Source organism: Collinsella aerofaciens (assembly GCF_040926185.1).
GTDB lineage: Bacteria > Actinomycetota > Coriobacteriia > Coriobacteriales > Coriobacteriaceae > Collinsella > Collinsella aerofaciens_BC.
In genome coordinates this window covers 25,863-48,498 of record NZ_JBCOIQ010000007.1, presented here as the reverse complement: position 1 = coordinate 48,498, position 22,636 = coordinate 25,863, and the positions used below count along the sequence as shown (strand labels likewise).

Genomic DNA, 22,636 nt, shown 5'->3' with positions numbered 1-22,636 from the left:
ATTGATTTCTATTTCACGCATTGAGCCGCGAGATAGTCGCGGAAGAATGGCAATTCAAATGCGACGAGCCCTCGTCCTCGTTCTCCGATGATGCCGGCATCTATCATGCGGCGTCGGTAGCGGGAGACCTGCTGCGGCGAACGCTTAAGGCGCTCGACAAGGTCAGCGGTGGTGGACTCTTCCTCGTCATCGAGCATGGCGATGAGGAATCGCTTGTCCTCTGCAGTGAGTTCCCGATAGGTTGCCGCGAGGATTCGGTCATCCATCTCGTCGCGCGCGATTTTGATTCCCAGGTCAAAGTCGCGTGACGAGATTTCCTTCGAATCGCTTGTGAGATCCCAGGCACGGTAGCCTACGAGTTGCAATAGGAAGGGAAAACCAGAGATCGAGCGAACGGCTCTATCGATTCCCTCAGCATCTGCCAGGCGATCGTTTTCCTGGATTGTGCGAATCAAGGCCTCGCGTACGTCATAGTCGGCAATGCGACCCAGATGATATTGTTGGGCGCGGCGAAGGAACGAGACCGTCTTGTGGTTCAGCAATGTCGAGACGTTGTTGGGAAGTCCCGCCATAAGCAAGGCGACGCGTTTCCCATCGGTCACAAAGTGCTGATACGTGGCTGCGAGTTGGATCATCTCGTCGAGTGTCGGGTCCACCTCGTCAACCGTGACGAGCAGACCGGTGCCCGCCTCGTTGAGCTGGTCGATGATGTCGCTCATGCGATAACGCCAGGTTGAAGCATCGTGAACGCGATTGACCTCGACGCTGCCGAGCGGTGCAATTCCGAGACCGGTGACTTCGAAGTTCTTAGACGGGTCGATAAGATGGCCGGCAGCACGTTTCGCCCCGAACTCGATTTCCTCAAGCATTCCCGGGAGCGCGGTCGCCTTTACGGCTATCCAGCCGTGGGATTCCGCCCTTGTCGCGAGCGACGACATGAGAGCGGTTTTACCGGTTCCACGCGCGCCTGAGAAGATCGAGGTCAATTCTGGGCGCCTGCGCTGACTCAAGAAGGCACGGTCCAAATCCCGAATAATCTGTTGTCTGCCAGCGAGATGGGCAGGAACCTCACCAAAACTGGGGGTAAACGGGTTTTCGAGATATTCCACAAGGCTCTCCTTTCACACCGCCGTTTAACTTCATTTTATTTTAGTTAATTTCAGTTAAAAGTGATTATTTTCAGTTCAAAGCATCTGGTTGGCATCGCACGTTATCGAAGTGATGCTTGAATAACTTACGTTGGAGCTCGAAAATGGGTTCAACCCATTCGCGAAATATGCACGCCCTATTGTGAGTGGGCTCTCAAATGAGCTGATGCTGCCATCGTGCGGCTGATAGGGGCAATCATGAAAAACAGAATCTATGGGTATGCTCGAGTTTCGTCAGCAGATCAGAACCTGGATCGCCAGCTGGATGCGCTGGAGCGGTTTCCGGTTCAAACGAATTTGATCTACGCTGACAAAGCGAGCGGAAAGGACTTCAGGCGCCCTCAGTATCAGCGCCTTCTTCGTCGTCTGCGCGAAGGGGACGTTCTGGTGATTAAGAGTATCGACCGATTAGGTCGCGACTACCGGGAGGTTCTCGATGAATGGCGTCGCCTAACGACGGACAAACACGTTGCCATCGTGGTGCTCGATATGCCATTGCTTGATACACGCGAACAACCCAATGGAATTACGGGGACTTTTATTGCCGATCTAGTGCTTCAGGTTTTGAGCTACGTGGCTCAGGTGGAGCGCGAAAACATAAAGCAAAGACAAGCTGAAGGTATTGCTTCGGCGCGATCACGCGGCATTCGATTTGGACGCCCAATGATCGAGCGTCCAGAAAACTATTGCTCAGTTGTCCAATCATTTAAAGGAGGTGGGGTGACAAGGCGGGATGCTGCCGCACTATTGGGCGTTAGTCCGTCGACGTTTGATCGTTGGAGACGGGCGGATTCAACTATTGTTGACCGCCCGCCGTTTAATCGTTCGCTTTAACTAGACAATTTGATGAGGGTAGTATTCTTACGCGGGCCCGCTCCTTCCCTCAGCATTTATCCAGTTCACGCCCTTAAGCCAAATAGTGCCACCGCGTTGTCAATTCGTCTGCTTTTTGACGAGGGGCTATAAGTTGCAACGTCAATCGAAGGGAAATAGTCATGAAACGAAATATTACTAAAAAGATGCCCATGATGGGTTTGCTTGTTCTGCTCATCTGTTCTCTGGGGTTCATTTCGGCCTGTTCACAGAATGATGCAAACACTGCAAAGTCGAAATATGTCGACGATAAGGCGATGAATGTTATCGCCGCCGGGTTTGAGAGAAGGTCCGACGTCATTGAATCTAATGCAAACGATGATGATCCTCATTCAACCGAGAATATCCAGGAAGCTATTGAGGCCGAAATCAAGAACGACAAGGAACTCAAGAACGCTAGGTTTAAGGATTCCAAGATGCAACAGGACGTAATCACGTATCTGAATCTGCTTGATGACCAGCTTAAGGTGACCGAGGACTACTCGCAATCGTCTGCGGATTATTACGAAGAGTGGAATAAAGTCTACGATAAGCGGTCTGCGCAGCTCAAGAAGCTTGTTGATAATTACGGGCTGGAAGTAGGGGAAAAATATAAGGATGATTTCAACGACTTAATTAAGAATGGAAAGTCCGTAGCAGAGAAGACCCGCTATGAGGATGCCATCAACAGTTTGATTCAGGGAGCAAATTTCGAAAAATCGGATGACGGTTACGGTCTGTATACGTATACGGCGGTAGTTGAGAACACTTCTGGTATATCGTTCTCTAACGTCAGCCTGACACTTGCTCTCTATGATGCAGATGACATCAAAGCGGAGGAGACCTATGCGGACACTTCTTCGTGGGCGCCGGGTGAAAAAGTCAAGTTCGAGGCAATGTCCGATGTTGACGCTGCGCGCGTTGTCGCATCTGTTTCCAGCTACGATGTAAATAAATAAGTTCTGCACGGAAGGGGCGGGTTAATCGGCAATGAATGGTTGACCTGCCCGTTTTATGCCAATTATTGAACAACAAGTGCTGCGAACGAATGTGTATTATTTCGGATTGCAAACAACTGCCCTCGTCTAAAGACATGCTGAAAACGACAATTAAGGCATGAGGTATAACCCACGGCAGTTTCTTAAATAACAGGGATTTTGAAAGGAATAGGGGATGGATGAGATGGAGGAAGGCATGGGGGCGCTGAAAGCGAAACTCGGGAGAATTCTGACGAAACCCAAGGTATTCATCGCGGGCTTGGCGCTTGGCGGGCTGATTGTAGCTGTACTTTTTATTAGCATCTTTAATAACGGCAAAGCTGCGGGTGCAAAAGAAGCGACCCCCAATACGCTCTCCCCGTCGGTCGTGTTTGAACGTATCGCTTCCCAGAATGAGATGGTTTCTGCATCGCAGAACTATACGATTGTCGATAAGGTGACAGATACCAAGAGGTTTTTCGATTGGTTTGATATCCCGTTTACAGAAAACAGTTTTTGGTATCGCTATGTTGGAACCATTAAGGCGGGCGTGAATCTCGAGACGGCAGAGATACATACAAACAAGAAGAAGCTGACCATTACGATGGATGAGCCTTATGTAATCTCAAACACGCCGGATATGAAGAAATCGGGCGCTCTCGAGGAACGCAACAACATCCTCAATCCCATTGAGGTCAAAGACGTCACGGCGTTTGAAGCGCAGTGCAAGGAGCGGAGTGAAAGCGAGGCCATCAAGGATGGCGACCTGCTCGAAGAGGCTCGGGTGAACGCCGAAGCAAATATCCGCGCGATGTTCAACTCGGCATTTGGCGATGAATATACGGTTGATTTCGACTATCGGAAATAGGAGGTCACTATGGAGGATAAAGACGATCTAGCTGTTGTCGAAAGAGAGGAGCTACCGCGACATAAGCAGAGTTTTGATATCTGTAAGGCCGCTGCCGGGTTGGTTGATGGCGCCGGAAGCGCGATGGCGGGCGCGGTTGCAACCGTACAGAAAGTTGCCGATGGTGCAATGCGTGCTGCAACTCCGATGGTCGATGACGCCTTGGCAGCTATTGCTGATGCGGCCGATGGTGCGGCAGGTGCTGCTGCGGATATCGGTGACGCCGTCAACGATTGGGCATACCAGCAGCAGCTTAATAGATACAGGCCGGTAACCAAAGAGGTCTATCAGAGCCCTTCATTCCATTTGCCGAACATGATTCGAATTGTTGACGGAAATGAGCGTCGGGGCATCGATATCTGTAGGGATGCTATTGGTTGGTTGGATACTGTTAAGGGCACGCAGATTTTCAATTTGTACCGCGAAGCAATTGGGGATAGCGAGCTGTCTTTCTACCCTAAACCATCTCTTTATTCCACATATTACATAGATGCTTTTGATCGGTCTCGCTTTGTTGATCTTGACTCTTATTTCGCAACCATGCAACAAGACAAGATGGCCGAGTTGAGACGGATTGCGTTCATGCTTGGCGCGAAGCGCTGCAAGTTGGAGGTGACGGAGTACGAGGAAACTCGGAGAGGCCACCAGGTTAAGGGAAATGCCAAAGCGGGAAAGAAGGGCTCGGCTCGAATCAACGGCTCTTTGAGCGATTTAACGAGAAATGAGAAGAAAATCCTGTTTACACAGGAATTCGAGGGAGACATGGTTCCACAGCGCCCTGAACTCCATTGGTATGCCCATGACTCTGACATTCTCTTGTTAATCGAAACGAGATGCGGTGGAGAGGATAAAAACAAGGCGAAGAGTTATCGGGTTGAATTGAAAAGCGAAACGACCATGACCATGTCCGTATCGCTTGCTATGGCTATCGATGAGGCATGCAGCAAGCTGAACATAAGGGCGAATTCGAGCCTGACAAGCCAAGCTAAGCGAGAACTTCGGCAGTCGTTTGTATTTGAAGTTGAATTCTGACGTGAATTGCCAGCAGCCAAATGCGGCAAAAGGGCTGTCCCTTTGCCGCATTTGATGTCAAAACCAGTTTGTCAAGAGCTAGAGGGTTTAAAAATCTGCCATTTCTACCCCGTCCCCTAATGGCAGGTTTTACATTCCCGGAAAGCCTGTTTGGCGCAGGGCTTCGTAGAGGACGATGGCGGCGCTGTTGGAGAGGTTGAGTGCGCTGATGCGGTAGTCGTTCGGATTGACGAAGTTGCCGCAGATGTCCTGTTGAAGGATGGCCTCGTGGCTGTCCTCGGTATGCCCCAGCGATTCCTCGTGGGTTTCCCAGGCCTCGGCGTTGTCAAGCGAATCGCAATCGCGCAGCATCGGGATGCGCTCGCAGCACGTGGGCGCTGCAGCGAGTAGCTCCTCGGGAATGCCCGAGCTCTCGCTGCCAAAGACCAAGTAGTCGCCATCGCGGTAGGTACTCTGCGCATAGGTGCGGCGTGCCTTTTTGGTCAGCAGATGCAGGCGTTCGTCGGCAGGGGAGAGGTCATTGCGCGCAAGGAAGTCCTCCCAGCCGGCATAGGTCGTCACGTCCAAGTTTTGCCAGTAGCCCAGGCCGGCGCGACGTACCGTCTTGTCGTCGAGCGAAAACCCCAGCGGCTCCACCAGATGCAGGCGGGTGCCGGTAACCACGCAGGTGCGGCCGATATTGCCCGTATTGGCCGGAATCTCGGGCGCATACAGCACAATGTTGAACATGAATCTCCTTGGCTCAGAACGAAAAACCACCACGAAGGGCACCTTCGTGGTGGTTTGGCAGTTACATAGGCGGAAAAATGCCCGCTTGGATAAACCTAGGCGCGGTGCCAGTCGGTCAGGCAGGCATCGAGGGAGGCGATGAGCGCGTCCTTGTCCATGTGACGGCCGATGATGCACAGGCTCGTCATGCGGTCGCCCGTCTCGTCGTCCCAAATTTGCATGATCTCGGGGTTCTCGTCGATGATCTTCTGCTTCTCGCCCTCGGGCGCGGAGTCAACGAACAGGCCGTTCTCCATCAGGCGCATCTGGTGGCCGGCCTGCTCAAACATGTAGCACATGTCCGGATCACCGGTCTGCCACAGCGGACCCTTGACGCGGATGACCTCGTCGGGCCACTCCTGCTCAACAAAATCAGTGAACTTCTGCAGGTCAAACGGCTTGCGGCGCGAGTACACAAAGGTCTCGATGTCGTACTCGAGCACTTCGGGGTCGTCGTGCTCCTCGGGATGCTCCATGGCCTCGATCCAGGCGGCGGAGTTGTAGGCGCGCATAAAGTCGAAGCGGTCGGTATCGAGCAGCTCCTCCATGGGGACCTCGCCGTTTTGGGCCTCGACGATCACGGCGTCCTTCTGCAGGCTGCGCACGATGGCCTTGAGCTCGGCGATCTGCTCGGGCGTCACGGTATCGGTCTTGTTAAGGATCAGCGTGGAGCAGAACTCGATTTGCTGGATGAGCAGGCTTTCGATGTCGTCCTCGTCGATATCCTCAGCCAGCAGGTCGCGACCGCCGTTGAACTCGTCGTACATGCGGGCGCAGTCGACCACGGCCACGATGTTGTCGAGCGCGAGCTTGGGCTCGCCGCCCACCTTGGCCTCGTCGCAGAAGCTCGAGATGGTGTAGGCGATGGGGATAGGCTCGCAAATACCCGATGCCTCGATGATGATGTAGTCGAACTTGCCCGAATCGGCAATGCCCTGCAGCTGGTTGGCCAGGTCGTCCGAAAGCGTGCAGCAGATGCAGCCGTTGGTGAGCGGGATGAGGTCGTCGGTCTCGGAAAGGCCGCCGTCGGCGATAAGACTGGCGTCGACATTGATCTCGCCGATATCGTTGACGATCACGGCGGCGCGGATGCCGCCGTCGTTAGCGAGGATGTGGTTGAGCAGCGTGGTCTTGCCGGCACCGAGGTATCCGGTAAGCATGATGATCTTCACGGGTTTGTTGGGCATGTGCCCTCCTTTGTTAGACATGGCTTACAGTTGAATCTTATGCCAAACGCCTGCTCTTATACCCACGCGCCGGCAAATAACACAGGCTACTCCCAGGCTCCCCATACATCGGGGCAATAACCGACGGTGGCCTTTTTGCCGTTGCGCACGATGGGTTCGGCTAGAACCTGCTGGTTTTCGAGCAGTTTGTCGAAGCGCTGGCTAGGGGTAAGGTGCTGGATGAGCGCGAGCGTCTCCTCGTCCTTGGCCTTGGGGTTGAGCAGCTTGTCGATGCCGCCGACCGCCTGCATCACGCTCGTGAGCTCGCCCTTGCTCATCTCCTTTTCCCTAAGGTCAATAAACTGCACCTTAATGCGGCGCTCCTTAAAATAGCGCTGGGCCTTCTTGGTATCGAAAGACTTTTTGGTTCCAAAAATCTGGATATTCATGCTCCGCCGCTCTATCGAATGAAGTTGGTCGTTGCTCGATCTGCCTCGGGTGCGTTGATACCGGCGGCCTGTCCTGCCTCGATACAGCGCAGGAGCCAGGCCATGTTTTTGCCGATGTTTCGCATGGTGGCCAGGCCCTCGGCGTCCTGGGTGGCCTCGCCCGGCATGGCACCAAAGACGTTGTTCCAGTACGTGGAGGCCACCACGGGCATCTGGTTGATAGTGAAGTACTTGTTGAGTACATCGAAGGTGGTCGACGTGCCGCCACGGCGGGCGACGGCGACCGCGGCACCCGGCTTGTGCGCAAAGGCCTTGCTGCCAGCATAGAATGCGCGGTCGAGAGCCGAGAGGATGCGTCCGCTGGGATGCGCATAGTAGACGGGGGAGCCAAAGACAAAGCCATCTGCCTGCTCGGCGGCAGCGATCAGCTCGTTCACCACGTCGTCGTCAAAGGTGCAGCGGCAATCGAGCTTGCCGCACTGGCCACAGCCAATGCAGTCGCGAATGGGCTTGGCGCCCAGCTGGAACACCTCGGTATCGATACCCTCGGCGTTGAGTTGCTCGGCGACTTCGGCGAGTGCGCGGGCGGTGTTGCCGTTTGCCTTGGGACTGCCATTGACCAAAAGAACCTTCATCACAAACTCCCTCTGCTGTTGGTGACTTCTGCAGAGGATTATCGCACGATGGGGGAGGCGGTGCGGGCGCGGTGCTAATCCAGTTTGGTACCTGGAACCTGCACGGCTTTACCGAGCAACGCTTTGAGCTCGTTCAAAATGGAAACGGGCTGTCGGCCAACGCTGTTCAGATGGAGCGTGGCCACGCGAATGGGCGGCTGATATTCAAGCGAGCCGATGAGCACGGGAGAACCCAGGAATCGTTCGATTTCGTTTGCGAGCTCGTCGATTGCCTCGGGGCCGAGCTCATCGAAAAGCGCCACGAACATTGGTCCCGTCGAGCGGAACAGGCGACCCTTGCCGCGCGAACAATCCATGAGGCAGGCGGCACTTTCGGCGAGCACGCGGTCGCCTGCATCGAATCCAAAGCGGGCATTGACTTCGGCGATATCGTCGACCTTAATGGCAATAAAGCCTGCCTCGCGCGCCACGCGGCGCATCTCTCCAATAGCGTTGACCAGCGCGTGGACATCGCCCAGGCCCGTTACCGAGTCGGTCGTATCTGCCAAGCTTCGGTTGATGATAGTGCCCACATACATGCTGGGCTCGGTATCGGTGCCGTCCAAGCGGTAACCTGTGCAGTCGCAAAGCACGTATTTTCCGGTGGCATCCATTACGCGATACTGCATGTAGTGGAAGTGCCACGTGCCGTTTATCACCATGTCGAGCTCGGCGCGTACGTTGTCGCGGTCCTCGGGATGAACGCGGGCGAGCCACATGTCGAGTGAGTTAAAAGGGTGCTGGGAGGGCAGGTCAAAATCGCGCACGGCGTTAACCGACCATTGCGATTCTCCCGTATCGAGGTTAAGGATGAACGGATAGCGCGTCTCGGAGCTCATGGAGATCGCTTGGAACACCCGGTCGTTGCAGGGAAGCTGATCGACGATTGGGCGTTGCGGCGCGTCATTGTCTTTCGGTTGCTGCACACGATGCATAAGCTTATAGCGATACATCTTGCGATCGGCATCCATCGTCATCTGGCGACGCGTGTCGCCGGCAAGTGGATCGACGCGCGAGCAGCCAAAGCTAAAGCTGGCGATCATGGGCGCCTTGCCACTTGAGCTCGCCTCGATCAGCCCGGCACGTACCCGCTCCAAGCGCTGCTCGAGTTCGGTCTCGTTTGCGGAGAGCGAGATGAGCACAAACTCGTCTCCACCGATGCGGAACAGCATCTCATCGTGCTCCATGGTTTCGGAGAGCGTGCGGCAGATGCTCAGAATATAGCGATTGCCTTCGGCGTGGCCAAACCTATCATTGCAATGTTTGAGATGGTCGATGTCAATATAGGCGCAGGTGAAGGGGTCACCTTTGTGCCAGAGTTGCTCGACGTGACGGTCGAGTCCGCCGCGGTTGCCCAAGTTGGTGAGCGGGTCGATATAGGCGTTGCTCTCAAGCAGCCGGCGCTCTTGTTGCAGGATGGCATGCGTCTTTTGCAGTTGCTCGCCAACGGCGCGCAACTCAGCAGGCAGCGCGGCAACATCGAGTTCGGCGGTCGAGATGCCATTCGCAAGTCGCTGAAGATAGGCAATAATCGATTGCTCGCCCATGCGGTATGACTCGTTCATGATGGATAACCTCCTTGGGCGGAACAACGGTTTGTATCATATCCCCAATTTGGTTTGAATTGGGGATATAAGTTAGCTAATGGAGACAAATACCCCCTTCGACGGTGGCGTTTTGCGCACGAGCGTATCAGTTGTTATTGCCACCATCGAGCAATGCCTCAAAATCCTTCGCCGGCATGGGGCGGTAGTAGAGGAAACCCTGAGCGTAGCGGGCGCCCATGTGGCGTAGCATGTTCGCCTGCTCATCTGTCTCGACGCCTTCGATTACAATGGGCAGATGGAGCGACTGCGCCATCTCGAGCATCGATGACACGATCTGCGCGCTGCGGCCTTGATCGCGGTCGGTGGGCACAAAGGTGCGGTCGAGCTTGATGACGTCGACGTTGACGTTCTTGAGCATCGCGAGCGTGGACTGACCGGTGCCAAAATCGTCCATATAGGTCGAGAAGCCGCGGGTGTGCAAGTCGGCTGTCAGTTTGTCCACGGCTTCGGACTCTCCCGTATAAGCCGTCTCGGTGATCTCGATGCGCATGAGCTCGGGCGGCAGGTTGTATTGGGCGGCGAGCGATCCCATATGCTCGGCAACGTCGCAGGCAAGAATGTCCACGCGAGACACATTAAGCGAGACCGGAACCACGCGAAGACTGCGATCGAGACACTCGCGAAGCCATATGGCGACACCCTGCCAAATGTACTTGTCGAGCGTCACCACAAAGCCGCTTTCCTCGAGTGCGGGAATAAACGTTGCGGGCGAAATGAGAGAGCCGTCCTTGTCAATCCAGCGCGTAAGTGCCTCGGCGCCAATGATCTCGCCGGTTTCCATATCGACCTGGGGCTGCAGGTAGTACGTGATGCGGCCATTTGAGAGCGCGTACTGGAACTCGGTCAGCGTGCGGTGGAACGCAATCTCGTGTTCATATTCTTCGGGGCGGAAAATAGCAATGCGCTCCTTGAAGTCGTTTTTGGCGCGTCGATTGGTAAACATGGCCTTTGCCTGCGCATCGATGGTGATCTCCTCATTGGAGTCGATGGGGTAAATGCCCATGGACGGCCAAAAACCTACGCCGTCATCATGCCTGGCTACTGCCTCGCGAACGCGGTTGTAGATTTGATGGACGGTGATGTGCTTAAAGGGGATGAGCACGCAAAAGTCATCTTGGCCCCAGTACCCTGCGACGCCCATATCGGCATTCTCGATGTCCTTGAGGACCGTGTCCACATCGGCGAGTACGCGGTCGCCCTCGGCCTGGCCGTGCCATTCATTAAACAGGCGCATGTGACCCATGTCGACGGTGGCGATGCACCAGGTGTCGTCGCGCCTTGCCTCGAGAAATGCGTTGGCGCGCCGCATAAACTCGCTGGGTCGATAGAGGCCCGTGAGCGAGTCGATACGTTCGGCGATGGCGCTTTTGCGCTCCGCCTCGGGTATGGGGAGGCTGTCGTTGGGAACAAGCCCGCCGGCCGTGCGAAGGCGACGGTCGAGTTCGCCTAAAACGGCGGTCGCTTGATGGGTTAACTGCTCGTAAAAGGCCGGGACGACAAGGCAGACGGGAGTAATGGTGTCGCCCGCGATTTGAACAGGAGCGAAAACAGCCTCTTTAAGGTGGCGGGTCAGTTGCTCGAATGCCTCATGGTCCAAATCGTTGCTGAGCACGACGAACTGGACGCTTCGTGAACGGAAGACCCGGCTTCTGCCGCGGGTGATCGACAGCATGCGGCCTGCGTATTCGGCAAGCATGTTGTCGACAGCCTCGGCCCCGTAGAGCTCGTTGAGATTCGCCGTGCCACGAATGCGCACCGCTATAAGCCCCGTCTCGCAGCGGTCGCGACGGCAGGCATCGATAGCGTTGACCAGCATGCGCTGCGTTCCGAGGCCTGTGGCGGCGTCGACGGTTTCGGCAAGCGAGTGGTTGACGAGTTCGCCGACATAGAGCGAGGGGACATTTCCGTCGCCGTCGATGCGAAACCCGCGAGCACGGCAGAGAACGTAGTCACCCGCGGCATTGCGCATGCGGTACTGCATGACGCGGCGGTGTTTGGAGCCGTTAAAGATCTGGTTGATGTCGTTGGCGTAGGCCTCGAGGTCATCGGGATGGACGCGCGTCTTCCAGAAATCGCGGCAGCTGTCTATGTGCTCCGAAGGAAGACCGAGATCGCGCAAGGCACCTTGCGACCAAAGGGTGCGGTCCTTGTCCAAGTTCTCGATAAAGAAATAACGGCCCTCGTTGAGCATCGAAAAGGCGTCAAAAATACGATCGCTTATTTCGAAGTCGTCGGCGTGGACTTGCGTGATATTGCGCCGATCGAGATGCATGGCATGACGTAGCTTGTAGTCGTACATGCGATGGTCGGCGTCGAGTGTCATGCGATTGGAGGCTTCGCCCAGGGCGGGGTCGGCGTGTGCCACTCCGTAGCTAAACGAGTGGGGCATCTCGGAATCGTTGTTTTTGAGCAGGATCGTTCGGCAGTGTTCCAGACGTTCGGCGAGGTCGTCCTCGGTCGCAATCGTAGATAGGATAGCAAACTCGTCGCCGCCTATGCGAAACGCCGCCTCGTCCACTTTCATATACAGTTTGAGATAGAGGCTTACCTGCAAGATATAGCGGTTGCCCTCGTCATGCCCAAAGACGTCGTTGCAGTGCTTGAGATTGTCGATATCGATGAACGCCATGGTAACGGGGGTGTCCTGCTCCCAGAGCTCCTCGAGGGAGCGGGCAAAGCCGCCACGGTTGCCAAGCCCGGTAAGCTGGTCGGTAAAGGCGGTCCTGATCAGATCCTCCTGACGCTCGAGAAGGTCACGGACGGTCTTTTCGAGCGTTTCGGTGTAATTGCTGACAGTATCCATGTTCTAAGCGGCTTTCTGAAGTCGGAGCGGATTGCGTCGGGCGAGCTCGTTGTGTACACGCATCGTTGCTCAGCGTTTTGCGTGTATCCAGGCCCCCGCCTTGCTGCGTTGTTGGGTTACTTTGCCGGCTAATGTTCGCTGTTGATAACTGCTGAGTAGTATAAACAACAGTGCAAAATTATATAGGGGTGCACATGCTGTGGGTGGCTATTATTCGACAAACGGCAGCGCGATGATGCGATGTTCGATAAAAATGCGACTGGGGCGGTATATGTTGACGGGTATACTTGTTCCGTTTGAATTTGTGGGGATGGAGATGGTCGCATGGCACAGTCAACTATGACGCGCACGGTGGGGCTCGCGCTCGAGGGAGGCGGCTACCGCGGTATGTATACGGCGGGCGTGCTCGACGTTTGGATGGAGCACGGTTTGACCTGCGACCATATGGTGGGCGTCTCGGCGGGCGCGGCGTTTGGCTACAATTTTAAATCGCGCCAGATCGGCCGTGCCATTCGCTATAACAAGGCCTATTGTGCCGATAAGCGCTATGCGGGTGTAGCAAGCTGGCTGCGGACCGGCGATATGTTCAATGCCGATTTTGCCTATCACGAGGTGCCTATCGAGCGCGATCCCATTGACTTGGAGGCGTATCGCGCCTGTCCTATGCGGTTTACGTGCGTGTGCACCGATATCGAGACGGGCAAGGCCGTCTACCACGACCTGCCCTATGGCGACGAGAGGGATATCGAGTGGATCCGGGCATCGTCGGCGATTCCCGTGGCGACGCGTCCCGTTGCTATTGACGGGCATAAGTATCTGGATGGTGGCGTGGCTGATTCTATTCCCAGTGCATGGCTGTTTGCGCAGGGGTATGACCGCAATATCGTGGTACTCACGCAGCCGGCGGGCTTTGTGAAGCAGCCCAACAGCGTGATGCCCATGCTGCGGCGCGTGTTCCGTCACTACCCGGAGTTTGTCGCGGCGCTTGAGCATCGGCATGAGGTCTACAATGCTACGCTCGATGACCTGGCGCGTCGCGAGGCTGCCGGCGAAATCTTTGTGGTGCGGCCGAGCGAATCGGTGAAGGTGCCGTCGCTGTGCCGCGAGCCCGATGAGCTCGAGCGCATCTATCAGATCGGCCGCCACGATGCGGAGGCGACCTTGCCCGCGCTGGAGGTCTACCTAGCGGGGTAGGGCAAACTGCCGCGGACTCGGCGAAAAGCGCATCCCGGAATGGAGGTCCAAACTGGGATGCGCTTTCCATTGCTGAAGATATGAGGCTGCGAATCAGCTGCTCGGCCTAGACTTACGCCTGCTGCCAGGTGTCGACGAGCTCCTTGGCCGCGGCGTAGGGGTCATCGGCGCTGCAGACGGCGCTCACCACGAAAAAGCCGTCGACGCCGGTGGCCTTGAGCTGCGGCAGGTCGGCCGTCTTGACGCCGCCGCCCACCACGATGGGCACGGGGCTTGCCGCGTGGAGTGCGGCCAGGTCCTCAAAGCTCTTGGTGATGATAGAGCCGTCGGCCGCGCGTCCGCAGTCGCGCTTGGTTTCGGTCTCGTGGAGTGGGCCGATGCCCAGGTAGTCGACTAGGCTCATGTCGGCGGTCTTGACGTACTCGAGCATCTCCTCGCAACGGGCGGAAAGGCCCACGATGGCATCGGGGCCCAGAAGCTTGCGGCAGACCTCGACGGGAATATCGCTCTGGCCCACGTGCACGCCGTCGACAGCAATACCCTGCTCGCGCGCGGCGAGTACGCAGTCCAGGCGGTCGTCGATCAGCAGGGCAACCTGACCGGTTTTGCCGGCCTGTGCGATTGCCTGCGCGGCGTCGCCCGTCAGCGCAATGATCTCGCGGGCGCTTGCCACCTTGGAGCGCACCTGGATGCAGGTAAAGCCGGCGTCGAGCGCCTGGGCCACCACATCGCCCACGGGACGCCCGAGCGTGTTTTCGGGGCCGAGTACCAGATAGGCCGAGATATCAAGGTTGTCGCGGATGCTCATCGTGCTTCCTCCTGCTTTTTGATCTGCGCTTCCATGCGTTCGAGCTTGCCGGTCATGGTGTCGGTAAATCCGGGTCGAATATCGGCTTTGAGCACGACTTCGGTGCGGATGCCCTTGCTCGCCAACACAAAGGTTGCGTCGCGCACGACCTGCATGACCTCGTCCCAGTCGCCCTCGATCTCGGTGAACATCGAGGTGGTGCGGTTGGGAAGGCCGCTCTCGCGAATGACGCGCACGACCTCGGCGACCTCGGCGGACAGCTCATCGCCGGTGCCGCACGGGGCGATGGCCACGGCGACGAGTGTGTTCATTCCGGCAGCAGTTGCGGGCTCGGACATGGCTTATGCCTCCTCGAGCTCGAGTTGGTTATCAGCGATATCTTGGGCGGTCGCGCGGTAGAGCTCATCGATAAAGGCGACCTTAAAGCTTGCCGGGGCATCGGCGACGGCGGCGGCACGCGTGCCGGCAACGTTGTAGACCGCGGTGCCGCAGATGGCTGCCGTAAACGGGTCGGCGGCACAGGCGTACACGGCCAGCACGCCGCCCTGCGAGCAACCGCAGCCGGTGATCTTGGACATGAGCGGGCTGCCGCCGTGGGACTTGGCCACGGTCGTGCCGTCGGTAATCAGGTCGACTTCGCCCGAGACCACTACGGCGCCGCCGGTGTAGCGGGCGAGCGCCACGGCGGCGCCACGGGCGGCGTCGACCGTGTCGGTGGTATCGACACCGCGTACACGGCTCAGATCAGCTGCCTCGCCCTCAAGACCCCACAGGCCGGCGAGTGCGATGATCTCGGAGGCGTTGCCGCGCACGATAGCGGGCTTGTACTGCTTGAGCTCGTTTACCAACTGGGTGCGCAGGCTGCCGATGCCCAAGCCCACTGGATCGAGCACCCAGGGCTTGCCGGCGTCGTGTGCCGCCTTGGCCGCGCGGGGAATTGTCTGCTCGTAGATGGGGAAGAGCGTGCCCATATTGAGATAGATGGCGCCGCCGCCGGCAACGAGTGCCTCGCCCTCGTCGGGCAGATAGACCATGGCGGCCGATCCGCCCACGGCGAGCTGCGCGTTGGCGACAAAGTCGATCGTCACCGTGTTGGTGATGGAGCCGGCCATCGGATTGGTGGCGCGAATCTCCTCCACGGCCTTGACCATATGTTGTTTAAGCTGTTCCGAATCAATCACTGCACATGCCTCCTTGGCATAGAAAAGGGGCGCTGTGCATAGACAGCGCCCCTGTAAAGGCGGCATGCTCCCTACGCCAGCATTAACTGACAGGTTCAAAGGATTGGGCCCCATGCCCTCTCAGCCTTGTGGTTTGCACCGCCGGCACTCCCGCATCGAATCTGTTGCTCCCTATACTAGCGCACCTGCCAAATAGGGACAGGTTTATTTTGGTAGGTGGCAACAGGGGCGTTGCATTTTCCCAGATAAAACCTGGCAAAATAAACCTGTCCCTTATTGGCAGGTCGTTACAATGGTTACGGTGAAAATGACGGGGGGCTCTATGATCAAACTTGTGCTGACCGATATGGACGATACGCTGATTCCGGCTGGACATGACGGTGTCAGCGACTACGCCATTGAGGGTATTCATGCCATGCAGGCGGCGGGTCTGCACTTTGGTCCGGTTTCGGGTCGTCAGCCGTCCGCGATGGGCTGGATGTTCAAAAATCGTTCCGAGTGCTTTTCGACTGGCGCGTTCTGTAACGGCCAGGTGATGTTTGTCGACGGCGAAGTAGTCGCCTCGCGCGCAATCGACAACGATGCCCTGATGCGTTTGGCTGACTATCTGGAGCAAGAGACCGACGATACATTTCTAAAAGTCTATAGCCTGGGCGATGACTTTTGGGGCAACGATGCCTACTGCGTGACGAGCGATCCCGAGCGTGTGTGTCGCGCTATGGAGTCGGGCGGCAATGCGTGGCTCAAAGGCGAAGAGGCTCCGTGCCGTCCCGTCGTCGATGATGCGACGGTGTTTAAGGCGAATATCTGGAGTGCCCGTTCGCGTGAGGAGCTCGCGGAGTTACGCGAGCGCGTTGCCGCTGAGGTGCCGGAAATCTCGCTTGTGTTTCCCAACAACCGCGTGCGCCTGTTTGACATCCTTCCGGCTGGTTGGGACAAGGGCTGCGCTGCGCTGGAGCTGGCGCGCGCTATGGGCATGACGCCCGACGAGGTGGCCGTATTTGGCGATTCCGATAACGATTTGCCCATGATCGATGCCGTTCCCAACTCCGTTGCAGTCGCTAATGCCAACGAGGTCGTCACGGCGGCGGCGCGCTGGCATATCGGCGCTGCGGCAGATGATGCGGTCGCCGGGGCTCTGCATCAGATTGCCGCCTGCGCCGCGACGGGGGAGATGCCGTCGTTTATGCGCCAGGTGGACGCGGCGGGTCTTGGCGCCACGAACGTCTAGGGAGAACGTCATGAAGCTTCAGCAGCTTAGGTATGTTGTTAAGGTTGCCGAATGCGGCAGCATCACCGAGGCCTCGCGCCGGCTCTTTGTGTCGCAGCCTTCGATTACCGCGTCGATCCGCGATCTCGAAAACGAGATGGGTGTGCACATCTTTGAGCGCACCAACAAGGGCGTCATTGTGTCCGAGGAAGGCGAGACCTTCTTGGGCTACGCGCGTCAGGTACTCGACCAGGCCGACCTACTCGAGGGCAAGTACAAGGGCGCATCCGAGCAGGTGCCGCACTTTAGTGTGAGCTGCCAGCATTATTCCTTTGCCGTCAACGCGTTTGTCGACGTGATCCGCGAGTTCGATGCCGCGCGCTACGACTTTACCCTGCGCGAGGAACAGACCCACGAGATTATCGAGGATGTCGCGCACATGAAAAGCGAGCTGGGCATCCTATATCTGTCCGAGCACAACCGCGAGGTCATCGAGCGCATGCTGGTGGCCAACGAGCTCGTGTTCGAAGGGCTCTTCTGCGCCACGCCGCATGTCTTCGTCTGCGCCGACCATCCGCTGGCGGACCGCTCCAGCGTGACGCTCGAGGATCTGGAAGACTACCCGTTCCTGTCCTACGAGCAGGGCAGCTACAACTCGTTTTACTATTCCGAGGAGCTGACCTCGACGTTCGAGCGTCGCAAAAATATCCGCGTGCGCGACCGTGCGACGTTGTTCAATTTGGCCATGGGCCTCAACGGCTACACGGTATGCTCGGGCGTGATCAGCCACGAGCTCAACGGCCCCGGCATTATCTCGATTCCGCTCGACGTGGACGAGTACATGGAGATTGGCATCATCACGCGCAAGAACACGACGCTTACGCGCTACGGTCGGGCCTATATCGACGCGATTCGTCAGCATATCTAGGCTGCTGTGCTCCGCACGGTTCAAGTCTCTTTATGACAGTCCAGACTGATATAGGAAACATCTATATCAAACTGTTATAAACGTATATTTTACGATGGTCATATGAGCGCTCATACTCTGTCCCAGTAAAGCAACCAATGCAAAGGGAGATATCTATGAGCACTTCGATTCAACCGAATGCGCCGTTTCGCGCCGATATCGTCGGCAGCTTTCTTCGTCCGCAGGCTGTAAAGGACGCCCGTGCCGCCTATGTCGCGGGTAAACTCGACGCTTCCGGCCTTAAGGCCGTCGAGGACGATGCCATTCGCGATTTGGTGGCCAAGCAGAAGGCCGCCGGCCTGCAGGTGATCACCGATGGCGAGTTCCGCCGCAGCTACTGGCATCTCGATTTTATGTGGGGGCTCAACGGCATTGAACGCCGTACCTCGCGTACGGGCTATATGTTCCACGACGAGGAGACGACGGCCGATACCGCCGTGGTGACCGGCCCTATCAGCGGCGAGAACCACCCCTTCGTCGAGCACTTCAAGTTTGTCAAGGCGCTCGAGGGCAAGGGCCAGGTCGCACGGCAAACCATTCCGGCGCCGATTCAGACGTTCTCCGAAGTCACGCTCGACCGCTGCGACGGCCAGCAGGAGAGCCTGCGTGCCGTCTATAAGACCGATGAGGAACTTGCCGACGCCATTGCGGACGCTTATCGCACGGTGATCGCCGACCTGTACGCAGCAGGCTGCCGCAACATCCAGTTTGATGACTGCACCTGGGGCATCTACTGCGATATCGATTTTGTCGCCAAAACCGGCATGAGCCCGGTCGACCTGCAAAAGGTAAGCGAGCTGGGCGTGGCGCTCAACAACGCTGCCATCGAGGGCAAGCCCGACGATCTGGTTATCAACACGCACGTGTGCCGCGGCAACTACCACTCCACCTACGCTTTTGAAGGCGGCTACGACCCTATCGCTCCGTATCTGTTCGCACATGAGAACGTCGATGCGTTCTATCTGGAGTTCGACACACCCCGCGCCGGCGGTTTTGAGCCGCTCAAGTACGTTGCCCCCGGCAAGAAGGTAGTGCTGGGCCTGGTGACCACCAAGGCGGCTGAGCTTGAGGACGAAGACGTTATCGTCGAACGTATCCATGAGGCCGCAAAGTACGTGCCGCTCGAGAACCTGTGCCTGTCGCCCCAGTGCGGCTTTGCCAGCTGCGAGATTGGCAACAAGCTGACCGAGGACGAACAGTGGGCAAAGATCGCGCTGGTCAAGCGCATTGCCGAGCGCGTTTGGAAGTAACGTTACCGTTCGCAGGTGACGGCGCGTGCGAGACATGGCGTATCACGTACAATGGTTCGGATCGTATCGTTCGGGCAGGTTATCCGATATGCCTGATCGCCCTTCCATCATGAAAGGACCTCCATGTCCCAATCCTCGACGCCCGCCGTCACCGATGCCATCTACGATGCATCATCGCTCGGCCGCCCGCGCATGTTCGTGTTGGGTTTGCAACACATGTTTGCGATGTTCGGAGCCACGGTGCTCGTGCCCGTGCTCACCGGCCTTTCCGTTTCGGCGACGCTTCTGTTCGCCGGCATCGGCACGCTGCTGTTTCATTTTCTATCGCGCGGTAAGGTGCCCGCGTTTCTGGGCTCGTCGTTTGCCTTTATCGCGGGTTATGCCGCCATTGCACCCAACGGCGAGGCCGAGCTTTTGCCCTACGCCTGCCTGGGCGTTGCCTGCGCCGGCCTGCTCTATCCGGTGCTGGCGGCGCTGTTCCGCGCATTTGGCGCCAAGCGTGTCATGCGCTTCTTTCCGCCGGTGGTGACCGGTCCCATCGTCATTTCCATCGGCCTGATCCTGGCGAGCTCTGCCATTGCCAACTGCCAGACCAACTGGCTTGTCGCCGTCATCGCTGTGGCCGTGATCGTCATCTGCAACATCTGGGGCCGCGGCATGGTCAAGATCGTGCCGATTTTGCTGGGCGTTGTGGTGAGCTATACTGTCGCGGCGGTGCTGGGCGAGGTTGATTTTTCGGGCGCTGCCGCCGCTCCGTGGGTCGGTCTGCCCATCGTGTGGGACAACACCGTGTTTGCGCTCTTTGGCCCGCAGTTCGATAGCGGTCTTGCCACGACGGCTATCATCACCATCATGCCGCTGGCCTTTGCGACCATGATTGAGCACATTGGCGATATCTCCGCCATTGGCTCTACCTGCGAACGCAATTACATTGCCGATCCCGGTCTGCACCGTACCCTGCTCGGCGATGGCCTGGCGACCATCTTGGCGTCGCTCTTTGGCGCTCCGGCCAACACCACGTATGGCGAGAACACCGGCGTGCTTGCGCTTACGCGTGTGTTCGACCCGCGTGTGATTCGCATTGCCGCCTGCTGCGCCATCGTGCTTTCGTTCTGCCCCAAGTTCGCTGCTGTAATCGCTGCTATGCCGGCGTGCGTTATCGGCGGCGTGTCGCTCGTGCTCTACGGCATGATCAGTGCCGTGGGCGTTCGCAACCTTATCGAGAATCAGGTTGATTTCCAGAACAACCGCAACGTGCTGGTGGCGGCTCTGGTGCTCGTGCTTTCGCTCGGCATTGCCTACAGTACCGCCGGTGCCATCGTGCTGGAGCTGGGCGGCGTGACGATTTCGCTTTCGGGCCTTGCCGTGGGCTCGCTGGTGGGCATTGTGCTCAACGCCATCCTGCCCGGTAATGACTTTGAGTTCGATACTTCCGAGCTTGAGGAGACTGCTGAATAGTAGCTGCGTTCAGCCAAATTAAAAATGGCGTCCATGCGTATGTACGCGTGGACGCCATTTTTAATGCGTCAGTATCCAGTGGATGCCGCGCGCCATGCGCAGGTCAGTTTGGGCAAAGTGATTGCCGGGGTTGAGCCCCAGTGTTGTTGGAATGTCGCGCTCGATAAACAGCTCTTCCATCGCACGCGTATCGTCGAGTACGTGCCGCATCATGCGGTTGGGCGTCTTGGTTTCCTTTTTACCGAGCGACAGATAGGCGGCGTCGGGCGTGGCTGGCATCGTGCGCTCGCGCGCGTAGTCGATAAAGCCGGGGAACCACAGCGACCCCGATGCACTTGCCGCGCGCTCAAAGACATCTGTTTGCCAAAGTGCCCACAGTGAAAAAAGACCCGCCAACGAGTAGCCGGCAATGCCGCGCCAGGTGGGCGGGCAGGGAAGTGATGATTCGGCCTCTGGGATTATCTGCTTCAACAACTCGTCAAGAAAACCAGCAGCCTGTCCACCAAAGGGCTCGGCATCTCGTATAGTTCCCTCACATTCCCAGGGGCTAAGCTCGCGATTCCAATCGAGCCCTCCAATGGCGACAAGGGTGAATGGCGGGCAGTCGAGCTCTCGGCATCGCTCGTAGACTTCACTACCGTCGCCCATAACCACGGGGAGGTAGATGACGGGCGCGCCTTCCGCACACTCTGAGTAAACGGTTATCTGCTTATGATGCGCTTCCAAGGCAGGCTTCTCTCGGTGTTGTGATATTGACAGCCTCAATTGTCGCACGCTGGCGCGGGGGCAGACGCTAAAAGAAAGGCGCGGAGCCGCTCGATGCGACTCCGCGCCTTGATGTTCTGCTTTAGCAGACTATGCCGTTACGCCACGAAGAAGTAGACGAGGAAGGCAAGGGCTGCGATCCACATGAGCGGCTTGATCTTGGAGGCCTCGCCCTTAAAGAGCGCGACGATCACGTAGGCGATAAAGCCCAGGCCAATGCCGGCAGAGATGGAGTAGGTGAAGGGCACGCCGGCGACGATCATGAACGCCGGGAAACCCTGCGACACGTCGGACCAGTCGATCTCGGAGGCTTCGCTCATCATGAGGTAGCCGACGTAGACCAGAGCACCGCAGGTGGCGGCGCTGGAAACGATGGTGACGATGGGGGAGAAGAACGCGGCGAGAATGAACAGCACGCCGGTGGTGACGGAGGTGAGGCCCGTGCGGCCACCGTCGGCGGCGCCGGAAGTGGACTCGACGAAGGTGGTGATGGAGGAGACGCCCATGAAACCGCCCACAGCAGCGGCGGCGGAGTCGACGATCAGGATCTCCTTGATATTCTCGACGTTGCCGTCGTCGGTGAGGAACTCGCCCTGCTTGGCCACGGCCATCGCGGTGCCCATGGTGTCGAAGAAGTCACTCATGAGCAGCGAGAACGAGATGACGAGGAGCGTGGGGTCGGTAAGGACCTTGACGATGGCGGGCACGCCGCCGGCGTCGGCGATGGGGCCACCGATGCTCGAGAAGTCGAGCGGGGCGATGATACCGGTCGGAGCATGGGTCACACCTAGGGGGATACCGGCGATGACGGCGACGACGATGCCGATGAGCAGCGAGCCGGGGACGTTGCGGCAGGCGAGGGCGACTGTCACCAGGATGGAGATGATGCCGACGATGAAGGTGGGGGAGGTGATGTCGCCCAGACCGACGAGTGTACCGGCGCCAGCGGTGATAATGCCGGCATCGCACAGGCCAATCATGGCGATGAACAGGCCCAGACCCACCGAGATGGCGTGACGCAGGACAACCGGGATGGCGTCCATGATGGCCTCGCGCAGGCCACAAAGCACGAGCAGCAAGATGACGATACCCTCGAGGAAGATGACGCTCATGGCCACGTGCCAGTCACCGCCGCAGACGGTGGTGGTGATTCCAGCGATCATCGCGTTGACGCCTAAGCCCGACGCGCAGGCGAGCGGGCGGTTGGCGAAGATGCCCATGCAGATGGTCATGATGCCGGCGCCCAGGCAGGTGGCGCAGGCGAGCGCTCCCGCATCGATGCCAGCGCCCGAGAGCACCGCGGGGTTGACGGCGATGATGTAGGCCATCGCCAGGAATGTTGTCAGTCCAGCGCGGAGTTCGGTCCCGATTGTGGACTTGCGCTCGCTGACGTGAAATAGTTCGTCCATGCATACCCTTT

At 57.7% G+C, this 22,636-nt stretch carries 21 protein-coding genes and 1 riboswitch; of the genes, 9 read left to right on the top strand and 12 right to left on the bottom strand.

Annotated features, from left to right (window positions below; translation table 11 throughout):
- Window positions 1-8: 8 nt before the first annotated feature.
- Entirely contained in the window at window positions 9-1,109 is a 1,101-nt protein-coding gene (locus AB5750_RS04740) for a DUF8462 domain-containing protein (protein ID WP_368145576.1), read from the bottom strand.
- A 237-nt stretch (window positions 1,110-1,346) separates the two neighbouring features.
- Here AB5750_RS04740 and AB5750_RS04735 point away from each other — a divergent pair, with 237 nt between their 5' ends.
- The 4 genes from AB5750_RS04735 to AB5750_RS04720 all read left to right on the top strand — a co-directional run bounded on the left by AB5750_RS04735 (window position 1,347) and on the right by AB5750_RS04720 (window position 4,916).
- Complete coding sequence (locus AB5750_RS04735) at window positions 1,347-1,982, top strand: recombinase family protein (RefSeq protein WP_368145577.1); 636 nt, start codon at window positions 1,347-1,349, stop codon at window positions 1,980-1,982.
- Between the two features lie 161 nt (window positions 1,983-2,143).
- Window positions 2,144-2,959: an FxLYD domain-containing protein gene (locus AB5750_RS04730; RefSeq protein WP_368145578.1), complete on the top strand. Its 816-nt coding sequence runs from the start codon at window positions 2,144-2,146 to the stop codon at window positions 2,957-2,959.
- 214 nt (window positions 2,960-3,173) lie between these two features.
- Window positions 3,174-3,845, top strand: coding sequence for a DUF4230 domain-containing protein (locus AB5750_RS04725; protein WP_368145579.1), 672 nt, complete (start codon window positions 3,174-3,176; stop codon window positions 3,843-3,845).
- 9 nt (window positions 3,846-3,854) lie between these two features.
- Window positions 3,855-4,916: a hypothetical protein gene (locus tag AB5750_RS04720; protein ID WP_368145580.1), complete on the top strand. Its 1,062-nt coding sequence runs from the start codon at window positions 3,855-3,857 to the stop codon at window positions 4,914-4,916.
- A gap of 129 nt (window positions 4,917-5,045) precedes the next feature.
- Here AB5750_RS04720 and AB5750_RS04715 read toward each other — a convergent pair whose 3' ends face one another.
- From AB5750_RS04715 to AB5750_RS04690, 6 genes are all read right to left on the bottom strand, one after another.
- Entirely contained in the window at window positions 5,046-5,645 is a 600-nt protein-coding gene (locus AB5750_RS04715; protein WP_117820871.1) for a tRNA (cytidine(34)-2'-O)-methyltransferase, read from the bottom strand.
- A gap of 95 nt (window positions 5,646-5,740) precedes the next feature.
- Entirely contained in the window at window positions 5,741-6,871 is a 1,131-nt protein-coding gene (locus tag AB5750_RS04710; RefSeq protein WP_117635529.1) for a GTP-binding protein, read from the bottom strand.
- Window positions 6,872-6,957: 86 nt separating this feature from the next.
- Window positions 6,958-7,299 carry an arsenate reductase family protein gene (locus AB5750_RS04705; RefSeq protein ID WP_117769844.1) on the bottom strand — a complete coding sequence of 114 codons (342 nt, stop codon included), beginning with the start codon at window positions 7,297-7,299 and terminating at the stop codon, window positions 6,958-6,960.
- Between the two features lie 11 nt (window positions 7,300-7,310).
- Window positions 7,311-7,934: a flavodoxin family protein gene (locus tag AB5750_RS04700; RefSeq protein WP_117820872.1), complete on the bottom strand. Its 624-nt coding sequence runs from the start codon at window positions 7,932-7,934 to the stop codon at window positions 7,311-7,313.
- A gap of 74 nt (window positions 7,935-8,008) precedes the next feature.
- Window positions 8,009-9,538 (bottom strand): diguanylate cyclase domain-containing protein, encoded by a 1,530-nt coding sequence (locus AB5750_RS04695; RefSeq protein WP_368145581.1) that lies wholly within the window; start codon window positions 9,536-9,538, stop codon window positions 8,009-8,011.
- Window positions 9,539-9,665: 127 nt separating this feature from the next.
- Window positions 9,666-12,383: a bifunctional diguanylate cyclase/phosphodiesterase gene (locus AB5750_RS04690; RefSeq protein ID WP_368145582.1), complete on the bottom strand. Its 2,718-nt coding sequence runs from the start codon at window positions 12,381-12,383 to the stop codon at window positions 9,666-9,668.
- Between the two features lie 324 nt (window positions 12,384-12,707).
- On the opposite strand from AB5750_RS04690, the gene AB5750_RS04685 reads away from it, so the two are divergent.
- Window positions 12,708-13,577 (top strand): patatin-like phospholipase family protein, encoded by an 870-nt coding sequence (locus AB5750_RS04685; RefSeq protein ID WP_368145583.1) that lies wholly within the window; start codon window positions 12,708-12,710, stop codon window positions 13,575-13,577.
- 112 nt (window positions 13,578-13,689) lie between these two features.
- Here the strand turns inward: AB5750_RS04685 and AB5750_RS04680 are convergent, their stop codons facing one another.
- From AB5750_RS04680 to thiM, 3 genes are read right to left on the bottom strand one after another with little or no spacing between them, the layout of a single operon-like run.
- A complete protein-coding gene (locus tag AB5750_RS04680; RefSeq protein WP_006234517.1) occupies window positions 13,690-14,385 on the bottom strand; it encodes a thiamine phosphate synthase in 696 nt (231 codons plus the stop codon).
- A complete protein-coding gene (locus AB5750_RS04675; protein WP_368143411.1) occupies window positions 14,382-14,723 on the bottom strand; it encodes a thiamine-binding protein in 342 nt (113 codons plus the stop codon). The genes AB5750_RS04680 and AB5750_RS04675 overlap by 4 nt, the downstream gene beginning before the upstream one ends.
- A 3-nt stretch (window positions 14,724-14,726) precedes the next feature.
- A complete protein-coding gene (thiM, locus tag AB5750_RS04670; RefSeq protein WP_368145584.1) occupies window positions 14,727-15,566 on the bottom strand; it encodes a hydroxyethylthiazole kinase in 840 nt (279 codons plus the stop codon).
- Window positions 15,567-15,617: 51 nt separating this feature from the next.
- Window positions 15,618-15,728, bottom strand: a riboswitch (TPP riboswitch).
- A 160-nt stretch (window positions 15,729-15,888) separates the two neighbouring features.
- Here thiM and AB5750_RS04665 point away from each other — a divergent pair.
- The 4 genes from AB5750_RS04665 to AB5750_RS04650 all read left to right on the top strand — a co-directional run bounded on the left by AB5750_RS04665 (window position 15,889) and on the right by AB5750_RS04650 (window position 20,451).
- Window positions 15,889-16,797 (top strand): HAD-IIB family hydrolase, encoded by a 909-nt coding sequence (locus AB5750_RS04665; protein WP_040358674.1) that lies wholly within the window; start codon window positions 15,889-15,891, stop codon window positions 16,795-16,797.
- Window positions 16,798-16,807: 10 nt separating this feature from the next.
- Complete coding sequence (locus AB5750_RS04660; protein WP_055286633.1) at window positions 16,808-17,704, top strand: LysR family transcriptional regulator; 897 nt, start codon at window positions 16,808-16,810, stop codon at window positions 17,702-17,704.
- 155 nt (window positions 17,705-17,859) lie between these two features.
- Complete coding sequence (locus AB5750_RS04655; protein WP_368145585.1) at window positions 17,860-18,993, top strand: 5-methyltetrahydropteroyltriglutamate--homocysteine S-methyltransferase; 1,134 nt, start codon at window positions 17,860-17,862, stop codon at window positions 18,991-18,993.
- Window positions 18,994-19,116: 123 nt separating this feature from the next.
- Complete coding sequence (locus AB5750_RS04650; protein ID WP_368145586.1) at window positions 19,117-20,451, top strand: uracil-xanthine permease family protein; 1,335 nt, start codon at window positions 19,117-19,119, stop codon at window positions 20,449-20,451.
- A gap of 60 nt (window positions 20,452-20,511) precedes the next feature.
- Here AB5750_RS04650 and AB5750_RS04645 read toward each other — a convergent pair whose 3' ends face one another.
- Window positions 20,512-21,177, bottom strand: a complete 666-nt coding sequence (locus AB5750_RS04645; protein WP_368145587.1) for an alpha/beta hydrolase — start codon at window positions 21,175-21,177, stop codon at window positions 20,512-20,514.
- A gap of 137 nt (window positions 21,178-21,314) precedes the next feature.
- Window positions 21,315-22,625, bottom strand: coding sequence for an NCS2 family permease (locus AB5750_RS04640; RefSeq protein ID WP_117769832.1), 1,311 nt, complete (start codon window positions 22,623-22,625; stop codon window positions 21,315-21,317).
- Window positions 22,626-22,636: the final 11 nt, after the last annotated feature.

Coding starts and splice junctions, on each gene's coding strand:
- AB5750_RS04735 (WP_368145577.1), top strand. CDS start 1,347: ATGAAAAACAGAATCTATGGGTATGCTCGAGTTTCGTCAGCAGATCAG.
- AB5750_RS04730 (WP_368145578.1), top strand. CDS start 2,144: ATGAAACGAAATATTACTAAAAAGATGCCCATGATGGGTTTGCTTGTT.
- AB5750_RS04725 (WP_368145579.1), top strand. CDS start 3,174: ATGGATGAGATGGAGGAAGGCATGGGGGCGCTGAAAGCGAAACTCGGG.
- AB5750_RS04720 (WP_368145580.1), top strand. CDS start 3,855: ATGGAGGATAAAGACGATCTAGCTGTTGTCGAAAGAGAGGAGCTACCG.
- AB5750_RS04715 (WP_117820871.1), bottom strand. CDS start 5,645: ATGTTCAACATTGTGCTGTATGCGCCCGAGATTCCGGCCAATACGGGC.
- AB5750_RS04710 (WP_117635529.1), bottom strand. CDS start 6,871: ATGCCCAACAAACCCGTGAAGATCATCATGCTTACCGGATACCTCGGT.
- AB5750_RS04705 (WP_117769844.1), bottom strand. CDS start 7,299: ATGAATATCCAGATTTTTGGAACCAAAAAGTCTTTCGATACCAAGAAG.
- AB5750_RS04700 (WP_117820872.1), bottom strand. CDS start 7,934: ATGAAGGTTCTTTTGGTCAATGGCAGTCCCAAGGCAAACGGCAACACC.
- AB5750_RS04695 (WP_368145581.1), bottom strand. CDS start 9,538: ATGAACGAGTCATACCGCATGGGCGAGCAATCGATTATTGCCTATCTT.
- AB5750_RS04690 (WP_368145582.1), bottom strand. CDS start 12,383: ATGGATACTGTCAGCAATTACACCGAAACGCTCGAAAAGACCGTCCGT.
- AB5750_RS04685 (WP_368145583.1), top strand. CDS start 12,708: ATGGCACAGTCAACTATGACGCGCACGGTGGGGCTCGCGCTCGAGGGA.
- AB5750_RS04680 (WP_006234517.1), bottom strand. CDS start 14,385: ATGAGCATCCGCGACAACCTTGATATCTCGGCCTATCTGGTACTCGGC.
- AB5750_RS04675 (WP_368143411.1), bottom strand. CDS start 14,723: ATGTCCGAGCCCGCAACTGCTGCCGGAATGAACACACTCGTCGCCGTG.
- AB5750_RS04665 (WP_040358674.1), top strand. CDS start 15,889: ATGATCAAACTTGTGCTGACCGATATGGACGATACGCTGATTCCGGCT.
- AB5750_RS04660 (WP_055286633.1), top strand. CDS start 16,808: ATGAAGCTTCAGCAGCTTAGGTATGTTGTTAAGGTTGCCGAATGCGGC.
- AB5750_RS04655 (WP_368145585.1), top strand. CDS start 17,860: ATGAGCACTTCGATTCAACCGAATGCGCCGTTTCGCGCCGATATCGTC.
- AB5750_RS04650 (WP_368145586.1), top strand. CDS start 19,117: ATGTCCCAATCCTCGACGCCCGCCGTCACCGATGCCATCTACGATGCA.
- AB5750_RS04640 (WP_117769832.1), bottom strand. CDS start 22,625: ATGGACGAACTATTTCACGTCAGCGAGCGCAAGTCCACAATCGGGACC.